The following is a 16,979-nucleotide window of genomic DNA, read 5'->3' on the forward strand; positions in this document are numbered from 1 at the left end:
TTTATTCCTCCTCTATGTATATTATACTATACTTTTAATTTTTCAAAACCTTGTCCAAAAACTCCTGCTGCAGAAGACATTGAAATAAATGCATTTTTATCATGTTTTTTGATAATTTTTAAAACAATAGGTAGTTCTTTTCTTTTTATAATAGTTAAAATAATATTTTTATTTTCTTTTGTGTACCATCCTGTACCTTGTATGACGGTAACGCCTCTTCCAAGTGTTTTTGTGATTTCATCTGCAATATAACCATAGGATTCAGAAAAAACAAATAATTGAACAGAAGACTTTCTACCCTCTAAAACAAGATCGGTTGCATATCCTGCTATTGCCATAGTTACATAACCATATATAATTTTTTCAAAAGAACCAAAAATGAAAATTGAACTACCAATAATTATTATATCAAATAGAAACATGGTTCTTCCTGGACTAACATTTTTATATTTATTTATGATCATCACAATTATTTCCGTGCCGCCAGTAGTGCCTCCGGCCAAAAATACGATTCCAATCCCAGTTCCTAATAATATACCTCCAATTACGGTTGATAAAAATTCATCATAAATAATTGGAGAGTGGAAATAACCTTGTAAAAAAGTAATAAAAAAACTTGAACTTGCTATTCCATATATAGTTTTAAACCCAAATGATTTCCCAATTATTTTCATTGCTGCATATAATAAGACTATATTCATTAATAAATAACTTATACCTACTGGGATTCCAGTAACATAATAAATCATTGTACCTATTCCGCTTAATCCACCACCCACAATTTTCCATGGAATCAAAAATAGAGTCCAACCTATAGCATTAATAAAGGTTCCAGAAGTAATAAAAAAAAGTTCCTTTATAGTTTCTTTTTTCAATTCAAAGTCTCCTTTCAAATTAATTATAACTAATTATATCAAAATAATTTTAATTTACGGGTATTATTGTTAAAAATTTTTGATTTTTATAGTATAATATAAATAGTTATAATGTTTTTTCTAAAATTTTCTGCTTTTTTCATTGAGGAGTGATTATATGATAAATGAATTATTAAAAAATTTTTCTAATGAAAAACCATCAAATTTATTAAAAACAATATTAAATGATACAGCAAAAAGTTTGTCGAAAAAATTTAATAGAGATATATTTATATTTATTCATGAACCTCCAAGAAATTTAATTAAATTATTGGGCGCATCAAAAAATTGTGAAGCTGTTGAGAAATTTAAAATATATTTTCCTGATAATAAAGGATTATATGAAGACTTAATGGAAAGAAAAACACGTAAGATTACAATAGATGAATATGAAGAGTTGAAATGTCTAAATGTAGAAAATATTTATTTAATGCCAATTGTTTTAAATGGTTCATTAATAGGTGCTTTTGGTGTGCCAGATGAATTTGAAGGAGAAAAATTAAAAGAATTTTATAATGAAACAGAAAGTTACGGAATCATATTAAAATTAACGATGGAATTTCTTGTATTAGAAGAAACAAGAAATAGATTAGAATATATAGAAGAAATTACGGATTTATTTGAAAATATTCTTGATGAAAATACTCTGATGAGAAGAACAATGGAAACAATAAAAAACATGTTACATGCTCAGGGACTATTATTATGGAAAATTGAAGGGAATAAATTAATTTTAAAAGAATATATAGGTTTTTCAGAAGAAGATATCAAAAAAAATATATTGGACGATACACTTTCGCTTGAAGGACTATGTAAAAAAAATAAAAAACCATTTTTGGTTGTGGGAAAGAGTAGATTTGAAAAGTTTGATGTTCCGCTTAATACTGAAATATTATCAGCACTCTATGCGCCAATAATAATTGATAATATTGAATATGGCATAGTAAGTGTATATAATCGTAAAGAAGGATTTGGATTCAGACCATATAAGCATTTTGATAATTTTGATTTATCTTCACTGAGAAATATTACAAGAAGATTAGGATTGGCATTGAGTAGAATATATCTTTATGATAAATTAAAAGATGAGATTGAGAAATTAATTACATTAAAAAAGAACCACGAAAATTTAATTAAAATCCAAAGAGAACATCTGGATAAATTGAATTCATTACATAAAATCAGTCAGGCTGTTAGATCAACATTTGATAAAAACAATGCAGTAAAAATAATGTTAATGGGGTTAACAAGTGTTAGAGGATTGAAGTTTAATAGAGCACTATATCTTGAAAGAGATAGAACTCGAGGTATTTTAATTCCGAAAATTTGGGTTGGACCGTCTGACGATGAAAATGTTGAAGCTATATGGAAAGAGGCAAATAAAAGAGCATTAAAATATGGAGATATTGTTCAGTATTTAAGAGAAGAAGCTATACAGTTACCTTCTAATAACAAATTAACACAAAATGTAAAAAATAAAATAATCGTGTATAAGGGTCAAACAATTTTAGAAAGAGCTGTAACGAAAAAGCATATAATTCATGTTGTTCCACAAATGATTAAATTGAAAAATGATGAGCTTCAATATCTTTATGACATAATAAAATATGATGAATTTGTAATTATACCAATAACTGGGAAATGGGAAACAAAAGGTGTAGTTATAGCAGATAACAAATTTACTGGTCAGGAAATTACTTCTGTTGATATTGAAATATTAAGATTATTTCAAGATAGTATAGGACTTTCAATAGAAACTATTGAAAATTACGAAGAATTGAAAGATAAAACCAAATCTTTGGAAGAACAAAAAAATTTGATAGATTTTTATAGAAGATTTAATGAAAATATTTTACAAAACCTTGCACTTGCTGTAATTGTTATAGACAGAAAAGGAAAGATTTTAGAATGGAATAAAAAAGCAGAGTTATTTTTTGACAAAAGCAGAGAACAAATTGTTGGAGAAAGTGCGGAAATATTAAAAGAAAAATTAGGAGTAGATGTTATTAATTCTATAGAAAGTATTTTTTTCACACGAGAAGAAATGAAGATGCCAAAATATGTAATATATCAGGGTAATGAAGAGAAAGTTTTTGACATTCAATTAGCTCCTTTATGGAATAGAGATCTGGATGTAATAGAAGGAGTTATTGTTACCTTTGATGATGTTACAGAAAATTATAAAATGGAAAAAGAGATCGCTCGAAGGGAAAAATTAGCAGCGATAGGAGAAATGACAGCCAGGGTGGCTCATGAAATAAAAAATCCTTTAACTATAATTGGTGGATTTGTTAATAGAATGATGAAAAAATTAGATCAACCAGAAAAAATAAAACAATATTCTCATATTATTATGGATGAATTATCGCATTTGGAAAGTATTGTTTCTGAAATATTGGAATTTAGTAGAGGGAGTAGAATACCTACTTTTGAATATATTGATATAAACTCTATGATTAATGAAATTATATTGATGTATAGAGATTTTCTACATCAAAAAAATTTAGAGTTGAAATTTGAAAAAATGTTTGATAAAATAGATGTAAAATGTGATAGAAGTAGAATAAAGCAAGTGCTAATTAATTTAATTAAAAATGCAATTGAAGCAACAAATGAAAAAAATTATATATATATAAAAACAGGTATTGAAAATGATTACGTTTATTTTCAGATTGAAAATAATGGGGTTCCTATTCCGGAAGAAGAACAAAACAAAATTTTCTCGCCGTTTTTTACTACAAAGGTTCAAGGAACAGGTTTAGGATTACCTATTTGTAAAAAAATAATAGAAGAAGAACATAAAGGTAAACTTTATTTAGTAAAATCAGATGAACAGTCTACTATTTTTAGGTTTGAATTACCTTTAAATTAATTTTTGGGAGGGGTTAACATGGCAAGAATATTAATTGTCGATGATGAAGATAATATTAGGCTTTTATTAAAAGAAGAATTAGAAGATATAGGTCATGAAGTGGTTGAAGCAAATTGTGCAAAAAAAGCTTTAGAGATTTTGTCAAAAGATCAAAACTTTGATATTATTTCATTGGATATAGAAATGCCTGAAATGAATGGTTTGGAATTAGCTGCAGAAATTAGAAAAAAATATCCAAATAAAAAGATTATTTTAATGACAGCTTATAGCCATTATAAGAGTGATATGGCATCATGGGCAGCAGATGCTTATGTGGTAAAATCTTTAGATTTAACAGAATTCAAAGATACTATAAATAGACTTTTACAAATTTAGTGGAGGTGCTTTACATTGGATTATAAAGATACGTTGAATTTACCCAAAACATCATTTAAGATGAAGGCAAATTTAAAAAACAAAGAACCAGAAACATTAAAAAAATGGGAAGAAATGAATCTTGAGCATTATGTTAGAAAAGAAAGAGAAAATGCTCCTACATATATTTTGCATGATGGACCTCCATATGCAAACGGACATATTCATTTAGGGCATGCTTTAAATAAAGTGTTAAAAGATATAGTAGTTAAATATAAAACAATGCAAGGATATAATGCTCCGTATGTACCAGGATGGGATACACATGGGCTTCCAATTGAACACAAGGTTACTACGGATTTAGGTGAAAAAGCAAAAACAATGTCAAAACTTGAAATAAGAAAATTATGTGAAGATTATGCTTTAAACTTTGTAAATATTCAAAAAGAAGAATTCAAAAGACTTGGAGTTAGAGGAGATTGGGAAAATCCATATGTTACTTTAAAACCAGAATATGAAGCTAAGGTATTGGAAATATTGAAAAAAATGGTAGAGGATGGAAATGTATTTAGAAATAAAAAACCTATATATTGGTGTCCAAGTTGTGAAACAGCTTTAGCTGAAGCAGAAATAGAATATCATGATCATACTTCTCATTCAATATATGTAAAATTTGAAATGATCGATGAACCAAATACTTTTGTTGTTATATGGACAACAACACCATGGACATTACCAGCAAATGTTGCAATAGCTGTTCATCCTGATTTTGATTATGTAAAGGTAAAAGTAGGAGAAGAAAAATGGATTTTAGCAAAAGGACTATTGGATAATTTATTAAAGGTTGCTGAAGTTAGTGAATATGAAATAGTGGATGAATTTAAAGGTAAAGAACTTGAATACAAAAAAACAAAACATCCATTTATGGATAGAGAATCATTGATAGTATTAGCTGATTATGTAACTCTTGAAGATGGTACAGGATGTGTTCATACAGCTCCCGGTCATGGTGCTGAGGACTATCAAACGGGTTTAAAATATAACCTTCCAATTTTATCACCTGTAAATCATGAAGGTGTGTTTACAGAAGAAGCTGGAAAATATAAAGGGTTGCACATTTGGAAAGGTAATAAAATTATAATAAATGATTTAAAAGAATCTGGCCATTTAATTGCTCAAACAGATATTAGACATTCATACCCACATTGTTGGAGATGTAAAAACCCTGTTATTTTTAGAGCAACAGAGCAATGGTTTATCTCTGTAGATAAAAATAATTTAAGAGAAAAAGCTTTAAAAGAAATTAAAAAAGTAAATTGGATTCCAGATTGGGGAGAAAATAGAATTACTGCAATGGTTCAAGATAGACCAGATTGGTGTATATCCAGACAAAGAGCTTGGGGAATCCCAATCCCTGCATTATATTGTGAAGATTGTGGAGAAACATTCTTAGATCCTAATGTATTAGATAATGTAATTAATATAGTAGAAAAAGAAGGAACAAATGCATGGTATGAAAGACCTGTTGAAGACTTCTTACCCGAAGGATACAAGTGTCCAAAATGTGGCGGGACACATTTCAAAAAAGAAGAAGATATTTTAGATGTATGGATTGATTCTGGATCATCATGGGATGCTGTAGTAAATGTTAGAGATGATTTGAAAAAATATCCTGTAGATTTATATTTAGAAGGTACTGATCAACACAGAGGTTGGTTCCAAAGTTCATTATTCTTATCTGTAGCAAAAAATGGAATTGCTCCATATGAAACAGTTTTAACTCATGGTTTTATTAAGGATAAAGATGGAAAGAAAATGTCAAAATCATTAGGTAACGTCATTAGCCCATTTGATGTTATAGACCAATATGGTGCTGATATATTAAGATTATGGGTAGCTTCCAGTGATTATAGAGGAGATATTAGAGTATCCTTCGATATCTTAAAACAACAAACTGAAGTATATAGAAAATATAGAAATACCATAAGATTTTTATTAGGTAATACATCAGATTTTAATCCTGAAACAGATGCAGTTCCTTATGAAGAGATGGAAGAATTGGATAAATGGGCATTAATGAAAATTCATCAATTAATAGAAAAAGTTACTGAAGCCTATGAGAAATATGAATTTTTCAGAGTTCACCATTTAATAAGTAACTTCTGTACAGTAGAGATGAGCTCTATATACTTAGATATAATAAAAGATAGGGTATATACAGAACTACCAAAATCAAGATTAAGAAGATCAGCTCAAACAGTTATGTACGAAGCATTAGTAGCATTAACAAAACTTATGGTTCCATTATTGGCATTTACAACAGAAGAAATTTATTCATATTTACCAACTAAAAAATATGAAACTGTTCAGTTAGAAGAATGGCCAAAAGTTAATGAAAAATATTTCGATAAAGGATTAGAAGAAAAATGGAATAAAATATTCCAATTAAGAGAAGATATAACTAAAGCTTTAGAGGAAAAGAGAAGAGAAAAATTCATTGGTCATCCATTAGATGCTAAAATAATTGTTGAACCAAAATCTGAAGAATTAAAAGAAATATTAGGCGCATATGATCCATATTTTGTAGCAGACTTATTTATTACTTCTCAATTTGAGTTAGGAACAGTTGATGAAGGATACGAAGGTGAATATGCTAAAATAAAAGTAGTAAAAGCTGAAGGTAAAAAATGTGAAAGATGTTGGAAAATTCATCCAGAAGTTGGAAAAAATGAAAAATATCCAGATGCATGTCCAAGATGTGCCAATGTATTAGAAAAACTAAAATAATATAAAGAATATAAAAAGTGCTGCATTATAAGCAGCACTTTTTTTAAAATAAATATTTTTAAGTAAGTTTATTTATTTGGTAATTTTTCAACAAATCTTTTTACCCCGAATGAATCTTTATAAACTTTTATAATACCAAATTTAGATAAGATTTTAACAGTTTTATCTATATTAAACTCTGTTGTTTCAAATAAAAAGTGTTTGGATTTCAAGATTTCAGGATAATTATTTGATAGTTTATAAAAGAAATCTTGACCGTCTTCACCAGCTTCAAGGGCTATTTTGGGTTCGTATTTTAAAGCAGAATTTTTATCAAAAAAATCTTTTTCTACATAAGGAGGATTAGATACAATAAACTCTATATTATTAAGTATATTATTAGGGACATTTTCAAAAATATCACTTTGTATAAACTTTATATTTACATTATGATTTTTAGCATTTTTTTCTGCAACTTCTAATGCTTCTTTTGAAATATCCACTCCATAAATTGTAGAGTCTGAAAATATTTTTTTTAAAATAATAGCAATAACTCCACTTCCAGTACCTATATCCATGATATATTTATAATTATTTTTTATTATTATATCTTTTGCAATATTTATTAAATCTTCAGTTTCTATTCTTGGTATTAGTACGTTGTTATCAACATAAAATCCATAGTTATAAAAAATAACTTTATTTGTTATATATTCAAGTGGATAGTCATCCAAAATAATTTTTTTTAATTTATTTAATGTATTTTCAGAAATAATAAAATCTTTTTCTATTAAAATATTGGAAAGATTTATGTTTTCTATTTCAGAAATTACTTTTGCAACAAAATAAAGGGGATTATTAATCCCCTTTTTAATAAAAATATTTTTATATTCCTTGATAATTTCTTTTAATGTCATATTCCTAAAATTGTTCTTACCTCATCTGAAGCTTTTGAAGGATCCCATGGTGGATCAAAAGTTAATTCAACATTAACACTATTAACTCCTTCAATAGAACCCACTTTATTTTTTGCATCTTCAGTTATGAATCCTGCTAAAGGGCACATAGGGGTTGTTAATGTCATTAATACATGTACGTTATTTTCTTCATCTATATTAACATCGTAGATAAGCCCTAATGAAACAACATCAAATCCAACTTCCATATCATATACATTTTTTAATGCATCCATCACTTGTTCTTTAGTTACCATTTGTCTCATCTCCTTTAAAATATTTCGAATTTATAATAACTTCAGAATCATTTTTGAATTGTTGGAAATCTGAAGAAACTAACTTATCAAATAATTTTTTAGCTTTCTCATCTTTTAAATTCTTAATTATATCAGGCCTTGCTTCTTCAAACGTCATTTGAGTTTTTGGATATTTCTTTTCTATTTTTATTAAAGCATAAGAATCATTATTATATTTCATAGGTTTTAATATAGCTCCCGGAAATGATGATCTAATTGTTTTAAGAAAATCACTTTGTTCATTATCAATATTTACTCTCATCATTGTAGCTTCATTCGATGAAATTTTATTTTTATAAATATCATCAAATGTATAGTATCCATCAATTATTTTTTGATAAGCCAATGATGCATCATCAGAAGAATTTAATAATACGAGTTTAATATCAGCAGCTTGCGGTTTAAAATATTTATCTTTATTTTTATCATATTCATCTCTAATCTCATTTTCTGAAACTGTTACATTATCAATTAGATATTGGTATATTGCAGAAACAGCACGTTGATACAGTTTATCATGATATATATTATAAATATATTGTTCTTTGTTTTCAAAACCTTTGGATATTAAATATAACAAAATATCATTTTCTGAAAGTTTTGAGGAATTAAAAATACTCTCAACTTGGGATTTTATAGAATTATATAATTCATTTCTTTTCAAATCTAAACCTTTAATTTTTTCTGTAAATTGAATAAATAAAATTTCTCCAGCTAATTTATCTAATTTTGTTTTTTCATATTTTTGAATTACACTATTTCCTTCAGTACTTCCAACTAATATTTTATAAAAAGTATTATTTAATTTATTTATACTTCTCAATATTTCAAGTGTTTTGGCCTGTGATTGAAAATAATCGTAATTTATTGATTCTCCATTAATAACAGCTATAGTTTTAGCCTCGAGATCTTCGTATTTCACAATAGCAAAAGAAGTAAAAACGAATAATAATATGAATACCAGCAATAAAGTTTTTCTCATTATAAATCCTCCCCACCTTCATTTTTTTTATATTCTTCAATAAAATGTTTTGCTGCTTTTGAAATTAATGAATCTATGTTTATATTATTTTTAACATAGAAATATATCAAATGTGTTAAAAAATCAATATTATATCTTTTATTTGATTTTTCATTTTTTATATTTTTTAAGTCATCAATTAATAAATCTATAATATCCTCATTTTCGTATGGATCATAACTTACAGATAAGGAATTTTCAATTAATCGTCTTAGATTCATTAAAGGAGGCATACCAGGATTATACTCTCCTATTTTTGAAAATTCTTTTTTTCCTTTTTCTTTAGCTTTTAATTTTTCCCATTGCTCGTAAGAATATTCACCTTTGCTTTCAAAAACATGTGGATGTCTTTTAACCAATTTCTCATTTAACTTTTCTATGACATCATTAATAGTAAAATCATTATTTTCTTTTGCTATTTGCGAATGAAAAACCACTTGCAACAAAACATCTCCTAATTCTTCTATTAAATAATTTTTATCTTTGCTATCAATGGCATGAACTAATTCATAAGCTTCTTCTATAACATATGGCTTTAAACTTTCATGAGTTTGTTTTTTATCCCACGGGCAACCATTTTCTGAACGTAAAGTTTCCATTATCTCTAATAATTTTTTAAAATTCTCTAATTCTTTCATAGTACCTCCTACAATCCTATCTTCATTAATCTCATAGAATTGAAATCATCTTTATTATATTTTATCTCATTTTTCAATAATAATGTTTTTATAGGATTAAATGTTATTCTATAAAAATTTTTTATACCATATTTTTTTATATTTTCTATATGCTCTTTGGTTGGATATCCCTTATGTTTCTGAAAATTATACTCTGGGTATTTTTCACCTAATTCGACCATAATTCTATCCCTATATACTTTTGCTAAAATTGATGCAGCCCCTATAATTTTAGATTTTGAATCTCCTTTTACAATACACTCATAATTTTCTATATTGAGTTTAAAATTTTTTCCATCTATTATAATATATTTATTTTCAATATTATAATCTTTTAAAACTCTTTTTATTCCTAAAGTTGTTGCAGAAAAAATGTTGTATAAATCTATCTCCTCGGGGGTAGCTATTTCTATGGAATATTTAAAATTTTCCACAATAATTTTATAAGCATCATTTCTGTTTTTTTCTGTCATTTTTTTTGAATCATTTGAAATCTTTTCTAATAATTTAAGTTGTTTTTCATTTTCAACCAATACTGAACCTATTACAACCGGTCCTGCTAAAGGTCCTCTACCAGCCTCATCTACTCCAATAATTTTACCATATTTTTTTAAATATTCTAAATCCATATTCCACCTCTTCTTAGACATAAGAAATTAATTTTTATCACATATTATTATTACAAATTAATATGAAAAAATTCTTAACATTTATGGTAAAATTAAATATCGAGAAAATTACTTTACAGGAGGGAATAAAATGAACTTTTCAAAAAGAGTGTTAAACATGCAGGCATCACCAATTAGAAAATTAATTCCTTATGCAGAAAAAGCAAAGAAAGCTGGGAAAAAAGTTTTACATTTGAATATTGGACAACCAGATATTGAAACACCAAAAGCATTTTTTAATTATATAGAAAATAATAAATCTGAAGTTGTGGCTTATACCCATTCCGCTGGCTTGTTTGAGCTAAGAGAAGCTTTTTCGAATTATTATAATAAACACGATATACCATTTACACCTGAAGAGATTATAGTTACTAACGGAGGAAGTGAAGCAATTATTTTTGCTTTAGGAGCAATAGCTGATCCTGGAGATGAAATTATTGTAATTGAGCCATTTTATGCAAATTATAAAGGTTTTGCAGAAATGATGAATGTAAAACTTGTTCCTGTAAGAGCATTACCAGAAACAGGATATGCTGTTCCAGCTATGGAAGAATTTGAAAAAGTTGTAACAAACAAAACCAAAGGAATTATTTTTTCAAATCCATCTAATCCAACTGGTGCTGTGTATTCTGAAGAAGAATTAAGAAGGATAGTAGACTTTGCTAAGAAATATGATTTATTCATTATATCAGATGAAGTATATAGAGAATTTACATTTGATGGAACAAAACATATATCTACAATGAGATTTGAAGAATATGATAGAACCATAGTTGTAGATAGTATTTCAAAAAGATATAGTGCTTGTGGTGCAAGAGTGGGAGTTTTTGCTACGAAAAATAAGGATTTATATAATCAGGTAATGAAAATGGCACAATCAAGATTATGTCCTCCAATGATGGCACAATTGGGAACCATAGGATTGTTAGAAATGGATGATTCTTATATTGATGAAGTATATAAGGAATATGATAAAAGAAGATTGGCTGTATATGAAGAATTGTCAAAGATTGAAGGTGCAGTATTTCAGAAACCAAAAGGAGCTTTTTATGTTTCTGTGAAATTACCAATAGATAATAGTGAGGAATTTGTGAAATGGGTTCTTACTGAATTTAGCATAGATAATACAACTGTAATGGTGGCACCTTTAACCGGATTTTATGCAACACCAAATTCTGGAGAACAAGAAATTAGAATTGCATACGTTTTAGATAGCGAAAAGTTAAAATTTGCAACATATATATTGGCAGAAGCTGTAAAAGCATATAATAATAGGTAGGTGATATTTTGAAAGGTGAAATAATTAAAGCTATAGAATATCTTGAAAAAAAAGGTTTAATAAAAGGTACATGGGGAAATTTAAGTGTTAGGGTGGATAATAAAATTTATATAACCCCATCTGGAGTACCATATGATATATTGAAGGAAGATGATATATCTATCTTAGATTTTGAAACAGAAAAACATATTGAGGGATTAAAACCATCAAGTGAAAAAGCATTACATTTGGAAGTTTATAAAAATTTTCCTGAAATAAAAGCGGTGGTACACACACACAGTTTATATGCTTCAATTTATTCGGCTTTGAGAAAGCCAGTTCCATGTTATATTGAAGATCAGGCGCAAATAATAGGTGGGGAAATTCCTGTTGCTGAATACAAATTGCCAGGAACACTTGATCTGGCACTTGAGGCAGTAAAAAAATTTAAGCTTGGAGTATATGGTATATTGTTAGCCAATCATGGTATAGTATCTATAGGAAGAAGTTTAAAGGAAGCATTAATTGCAGCAGAAATTATAGAAAAAAGTGCAAATATTGCATATAATGTTGAGTTAATGGGTGGAGGACATAAATTATCAGAAGAAGATATAAAATGGATGAGAAATTTATATATAGCCTCTTATAGCAAAAATATTTGAAATCATAAAAAGCTTATTCTTTTATAATTTTTCAAAAAAGTTAAATTTATGGTATAATAATATTACATTACCGAAAACAAAAAGGAGGGGAAATATGAAGAGTTTAAAGAGTCAAATGATATGGATAATTATTTTAATTTCTGTAGTTCCTATGGTTGTTTTTACTACTATTAGTACGTATCAAAATTATAACAAAGCATATAATAACATTACAGGACATTTGGAATTTTCAACAAAAAATCGTGCAGAAATTTTAAAAACATATTTTAAACCCATATTTGATATGGCAGATATGTTATCTGATGATGCAAATGTTAAAGGGGCCTATTCTAATAAATATAATGAGAGAACATGGTTATTGAAAAATTTTGATAATATTGTAAAAAAATATGGTAATTTTGACGCAGTGTATATAGGATTAAAAGATAAAACTATGTTAATGAAACCAGATGTTGATTTACCTGCAGGATATGATCCAACTATAAGACCATGGTATAAATCTGCTATAGCAAAACCTGGGAATGTAGTTGTTTCAGAACCATATGCAGATGCTTCAAGTGGAAATATATTAATTACGGTATCAAAAACAGTAAAAGATGAGAATGGGCAAATAATAGGAGTATTAGGAATCGACTTATCAATAAAAAATATAGTTGATTCGTTTTTAGGAGATCAGATTTTTGAAGAAGAGGTCCCATATATTATAAATGAAAAAGGGATAACTTTAATTCATGAAGATCCTGATAAATGGGGTTTAGATGTTAGTTCTATGGAATTCTTTACTAACGCAACTTCTCAAAGTGGTGTAGTGGAATATACATATAATAATGTTACTAAACTTGCCTTTTATTATAAAATACCAGAATTAGGTTGGACAGTATATACTGCAATACCTAAAGCTGTAATTCAAAATACTGTATGGAAACAAACATATATTTATATCATAATTTTTGGAATTATCATAATTCTCGCACTTGTAATTGGAATAATGTTTGTCAATAATAGTATTGTAAAACCAATCTCAAAGATGACTCAGGAAATGGAAAAAGTTGGAAAAGGAGAATTAAATGTTAGAGTTGAACTAAATTCTAAGAATGAATTAGGGAAATTAGCTCAAATAATGAATCAAACTATACAGTCTCTGGCTTTGCTTGTTAAAAAAGTAAAAGATTCATCAGAAACATTGATTCAGACCTCAACAGAAGTAGCTTCTGCTATTGATAAAAGCGTAAGTGTGAATCATAATATTTTTACTGAGGTAGAAGAAATTAATGCCAAAGTTCAGGATGCATCATCATCATTGGAAGAAACAACAGCAGGAGTAGAAGAAATAGCAGCAGCTGCACAAAGTGTTTCTAAATCCACTCAAGAAGTTATGGAAAGAACAACAGAAACTTCTAAATTAGCAAAAGATGGTGCTAAAAACGTAGAAGAAGTAAAGGAAAAAATAAATGATGTAAATGAAAAGGCAAAAGAAAATGCTAAAACAGTAAAATCTCTGGCTAATGAAACAGCAAATATTCAAGAAATTGTTGAAACAATAAATTCAATTACTGAACAAACAAATTTATTAGCATTAAATGCAGCAATAGAAGCAGCAAGAGCAGGAGAAGCAGGTAAAGGGTTTGCTGTCGTTGCAGATGAAATAAGGAAATTAGCAGAAGAAAGTAAAAAAGCAACAGAAGAAATAGCAATAATATTAGGTAAAATTCAAGAAAGTGCGAAAGAGGTTGATATAGAAACGGAAAATGTAGTAGAAAGTATTACAGAGACAAATAAGATGGTATTTCAAATTGCAGAACAATTTGAAAGTATTACAGATAAAATAGAACAAATTTCTATGATGATTGATAATACAGCAGCATCAGCTGAAGAACAAACGGCATCAACAGAAGAAATAGCAGCGGCAACTGATACAGCTAACAAAGCAGTTTTAAGTGTTTCAGAAGATGTTGTGTCATTTAAAAATGAAATAGCAGAACAAAATAAAGATTTTGAAAATGTTGCAAAGGCATCGAAAGAGTTATCAGATTTAAGTGAAGAGCTCAATGAATTAATTAAACAATTTAAAATTTAACAAATAAAAATAAGGAAGAGCTTTCGCTCTTCCTTATTATATTAATAAATTCAATAATTCATCGTAATTTTTAACTTTTTTACAATTAAGATGGGTATAGACAGATTTTGGATCATATAAAATAAAATCCATTCCAGCATTTTTAGCTCCAAGATAATCTGAATCAGGATTATCCCCAATATAAACAGAATTTTCAATTGGAATACCCGATAATTTAGCTGCTTCATAAAAGATTAGGGGATCTGGTTTGGGTTTCCCAACTTTTTCGGAAGTTAAAATAAATTCAAAATATTTATGTAAATTTAAAGCTTTACTTCGACCCTGTTGAACTTTTTCCACACCATTAGTAATAGCTGCCATTCTTTGACCATTTTTCTTTAAAATTTTTAATAGCTCTTCAGCTCCATCAAAGAAAAAACCAAGTTGAGAAAGATGTTCTAAATAAATATTTGAGGCTTCTTTTATGTCATATTTGGAATTTAAACCGATTCTTTCGAAAAATTCTCTGAATCTTTCAATAACAATAACTTCTTTAGGATATTTTCCTTCTGAAAACAAATTCCACCATTTTTCATTGATAGGTTTATATGTTTCCAGATATTTTTCTTTAGGTTCAATAGAAAAATGTTTTAACATGTTAAATAATGCAATTTTTTCAGATTTTTCAAAATCCAGTAAGGTGTGATCTAAATCAAAATAAACAATTTCGTATTTCATATTTACTCCTTTCTTACTATAAAATAATAGAATGAATTTTTTAAATGTCCATACTCTAATAAGTTGAATCCTGCATATTGAATATATTCTAAAGGCTTTCTTATCATAGATGAACCAACAGTGGGATAAGTAAGTATGTTTGTTAAATATAAAACAATATCTTTTAATAGCTGTCCAGTTAATCCATGTTCTACAAATATACCTTTTCCATCGTGCTTTAATACTCTTTTGACATTTTTCATAGACTCATAAGGATTTTTTACTGAACAAAAGACATCTATAGATAAAATAGTATCAAAAGTGTTATCATCAAAAGATAAATCTTCCACTGAAGAGTGAACAAATTCAAGATTAAGGTCATTCCTTTTTTTAGATTTTTCTTTAGCTATTTTTAACATTTCTATACTTTTGTCTATTAAAACAACATGAGAATTGGGAGGATAGTATTCTATATTATGACCTGTTCCAACAGCTAAATCCAACGTATATCCCTCAATTTTTGGAACAAAATTTTTTCTAAAATCATTCATTGTGGATTTTTCTAATGGGTAAAGAAGAGTATCATATATATTTGCTATAAAATCATATCTGGTCATATAATCACCTCATATTAATTATATCATATTTGTTTAAAAATATAGATAATTCTCTTTTATTAGTTATTATAGCTTTTTATAATTTAATATAAATGTTGCATTTTCATTTTTTTTTTGATATTATATTTAATGCAAAAAAATTTATGAGGAGGGTGAAGTATGAGAAAAGTTCTTATTGTGTTATTAGCAGTTTTATTTTCTGCTTTGATTTTTGCAAATGCAGAGTATTATGTAGTAAAAAGTGGGGATAGTTTGTCAAAAATTTCTGAAGTTACAGGTGTAAGTATTGATAAATTGATTAAATACAATAACATTCAAAACCCAGATCTTATTGTTGTTGGACAAAAATTAAGATTAATGCCAGAATATACACAAAAAGATTTAAATGAACAAATGGTTTTGGCAATGGACTGGTATCAAACATCTGGTGAAATGAAAGCTTTGGCTTATCAAGCATTTAATGTTGCAAAAATGGTTTTTGATAATGATTTAGCAAATAATAATGATCCAATGAAAAGAGCAGTTATAGTTGATATTGATGAAACTATCTTAAATAACAGCCCATATGATGCAGGGCATATTGATACAAATCATGCATACCCAACAGGTTGGAATGATTGGTGTAATGCAGCACTAGCAACAGCATTACCTGGAGCTGTAGAATTTTTAAATTATGTTGTTGAAAAAGGTGCAGATGTATATTATATTTCAAATAGGAAAGTTGCTGTAAAAGAAGGAACTATGAAGAATTTAAAAGCTTTAGGATTCCCTCAAGTTACAGATGATCATGTCTTATTAAGAACTGATACATCCGATAAAGAACCAAGAAGAAAAATGGTAGAAAAAGATCATAGAATTGTATTATTAATGGGAGATAATTTAAATGATTTTACATCAGTATTTAGACATAAAGGATTAAAAGAAAGAAATGCTTTAGTTGATCAATTTAAAAATGAATATGGAGTAAAATTCATCTTATTACCAAATCCAATTTATGGTGACTGGGAAGGTGCAATTTACAATGGAAATTGGGGTTTAAGCCCAGAAGAAAAGAGCAAAACAAGAAAATCAGTTATAACAAAATGGCCAGAACAATAATTTCTAAAATATTTACAGCCTCCTTTTAAGGAGGCTGTTCAGTTTGT

The 16,979-nt window shown here is 27.6% G+C and carries 15 protein-coding genes; 7 read left to right on the forward strand and 8 right to left on the reverse strand.

Annotated features, from left to right (window positions below):
* Window positions 1-26 precede the first annotated feature (26 nt).
* The gene (locus JRV97_RS08720; protein WP_280998096.1) at window positions 27-875 is read right to left on the reverse strand and encodes a YitT family protein; all 849 of its coding nucleotides are present in this window, start codon (window positions 873-875) and stop codon (window positions 27-29) included.
* 157 nt (window positions 876-1,032) lie between these two features.
* Between JRV97_RS08720 and JRV97_RS08725 the strand changes: the two genes are divergently transcribed.
* The 3 genes from JRV97_RS08725 to ileS are packed head-to-tail and all read left to right on the forward strand — an operon-like array spanning window position 1,033 to window position 6,927.
* On the forward strand, window positions 1,033-3,786 hold the full coding sequence (locus JRV97_RS08725) for a sensor histidine kinase (RefSeq protein WP_280998097.1): 2,754 nt from the start codon (window positions 1,033-1,035) through the stop codon (window positions 3,784-3,786).
* 18 nt (window positions 3,787-3,804) lie between these two features.
* The gene (locus JRV97_RS08730) at window positions 3,805-4,161 is read left to right on the forward strand and encodes a response regulator (RefSeq protein WP_280998098.1); all 357 of its coding nucleotides are present in this window, start codon (window positions 3,805-3,807) and stop codon (window positions 4,159-4,161) included.
* Between the two features lie 15 nt (window positions 4,162-4,176).
* Window positions 4,177-6,927 carry an isoleucine--tRNA ligase gene (gene ileS, locus JRV97_RS08735; protein ID WP_280998099.1) on the forward strand — a complete coding sequence of 917 codons (2,751 nt, stop codon included), beginning with the start codon at window positions 4,177-4,179 and terminating at the stop codon, window positions 6,925-6,927.
* A gap of 68 nt (window positions 6,928-6,995) precedes the next feature.
* Here ileS and JRV97_RS08740 read toward each other — a convergent pair whose 3' ends face one another.
* Genes JRV97_RS08740 through JRV97_RS08760 form a run of 5 tightly spaced genes read right to left on the reverse strand, consistent with a single transcriptional unit; the run spans window position 6,996 to window position 10,485 of the window.
* Window positions 6,996-7,823 (reverse strand): N5-glutamine methyltransferase family protein, encoded by an 828-nt coding sequence (locus JRV97_RS08740; RefSeq protein ID WP_280998100.1) that lies wholly within the window; start codon window positions 7,821-7,823, stop codon window positions 6,996-6,998.
* Window positions 7,820-8,128, reverse strand: a complete 309-nt coding sequence (locus JRV97_RS08745) for a metal-sulfur cluster assembly factor (RefSeq protein ID WP_407081546.1) — start codon at window positions 8,126-8,128, stop codon at window positions 7,820-7,822. Before JRV97_RS08745 ends, JRV97_RS08740 begins: the two co-directional genes overlap by 4 nt.
* On the reverse strand, window positions 8,109-9,140 hold the full coding sequence (locus tag JRV97_RS08750; RefSeq protein WP_280998102.1) for a peptidyl-prolyl cis-trans isomerase: 1,032 nt from the start codon (window positions 9,138-9,140) through the stop codon (window positions 8,109-8,111). The genes JRV97_RS08745 and JRV97_RS08750 overlap by 20 nt, the downstream gene beginning before the upstream one ends.
* Window positions 9,140-9,817: a MazG family protein gene (locus JRV97_RS08755; RefSeq protein WP_280998103.1), complete on the reverse strand. Its 678-nt coding sequence runs from the start codon at window positions 9,815-9,817 to the stop codon at window positions 9,140-9,142. Before JRV97_RS08755 ends, JRV97_RS08750 begins: the two co-directional genes overlap by 1 nt.
* An 8-nt stretch (window positions 9,818-9,825) precedes the next feature.
* Window positions 9,826-10,485: a ribonuclease HII gene (locus JRV97_RS08760; protein WP_280998104.1), complete on the reverse strand. Its 660-nt coding sequence runs from the start codon at window positions 10,483-10,485 to the stop codon at window positions 9,826-9,828.
* A gap of 130 nt (window positions 10,486-10,615) precedes the next feature.
* Here JRV97_RS08760 and JRV97_RS08765 point away from each other — a divergent pair, with 130 nt between their 5' ends.
* The 3 genes from JRV97_RS08765 to JRV97_RS08775 all read left to right on the forward strand — a co-directional run bounded on the left by JRV97_RS08765 (window position 10,616) and on the right by JRV97_RS08775 (window position 14,521).
* The gene (locus JRV97_RS08765) at window positions 10,616-11,803 is read left to right on the forward strand and encodes a pyridoxal phosphate-dependent aminotransferase (RefSeq protein ID WP_280998105.1); all 1,188 of its coding nucleotides are present in this window, start codon (window positions 10,616-10,618) and stop codon (window positions 11,801-11,803) included.
* Between the two features lie 8 nt (window positions 11,804-11,811).
* Window positions 11,812-12,444 (forward strand): class II aldolase/adducin family protein, encoded by a 633-nt coding sequence (locus JRV97_RS08770; RefSeq protein WP_280998106.1) that lies wholly within the window; start codon window positions 11,812-11,814, stop codon window positions 12,442-12,444.
* 94 nt (window positions 12,445-12,538) lie between these two features.
* Entirely contained in the window at window positions 12,539-14,521 is a 1,983-nt protein-coding gene (locus JRV97_RS08775) for a methyl-accepting chemotaxis protein (RefSeq protein WP_280998107.1), read from the forward strand.
* 36 nt (window positions 14,522-14,557) lie between these two features.
* Here the strand turns inward: JRV97_RS08775 and JRV97_RS08780 are convergent, their stop codons facing one another.
* Window positions 14,558-15,238: a YjjG family noncanonical pyrimidine nucleotidase gene (locus JRV97_RS08780; RefSeq protein ID WP_280998108.1), complete on the reverse strand. Its 681-nt coding sequence runs from the start codon at window positions 15,236-15,238 to the stop codon at window positions 14,558-14,560.
* 2 nt (window positions 15,239-15,240) lie between these two features.
* Entirely contained in the window at window positions 15,241-15,834 is a 594-nt protein-coding gene (locus tag JRV97_RS08785; RefSeq protein WP_280998110.1) for a class I SAM-dependent methyltransferase, read from the reverse strand.
* A gap of 159 nt (window positions 15,835-15,993) precedes the next feature.
* Between JRV97_RS08785 and JRV97_RS08790 the strand changes: the two genes are divergently transcribed.
* Window positions 15,994-16,932 carry a 5'-nucleotidase, lipoprotein e(P4) family gene (locus JRV97_RS08790; protein ID WP_280998112.1) on the forward strand — a complete coding sequence of 313 codons (939 nt, stop codon included), beginning with the start codon at window positions 15,994-15,996 and terminating at the stop codon, window positions 16,930-16,932.
* Window positions 16,933-16,979 lie beyond the last annotated feature (47 nt).

This window comes from Marinitoga aeolica (assembly GCF_029910535.1).
GTDB lineage: Bacteria > Thermotogota > Thermotogae > Petrotogales > Petrotogaceae > Marinitoga > Marinitoga aeolica.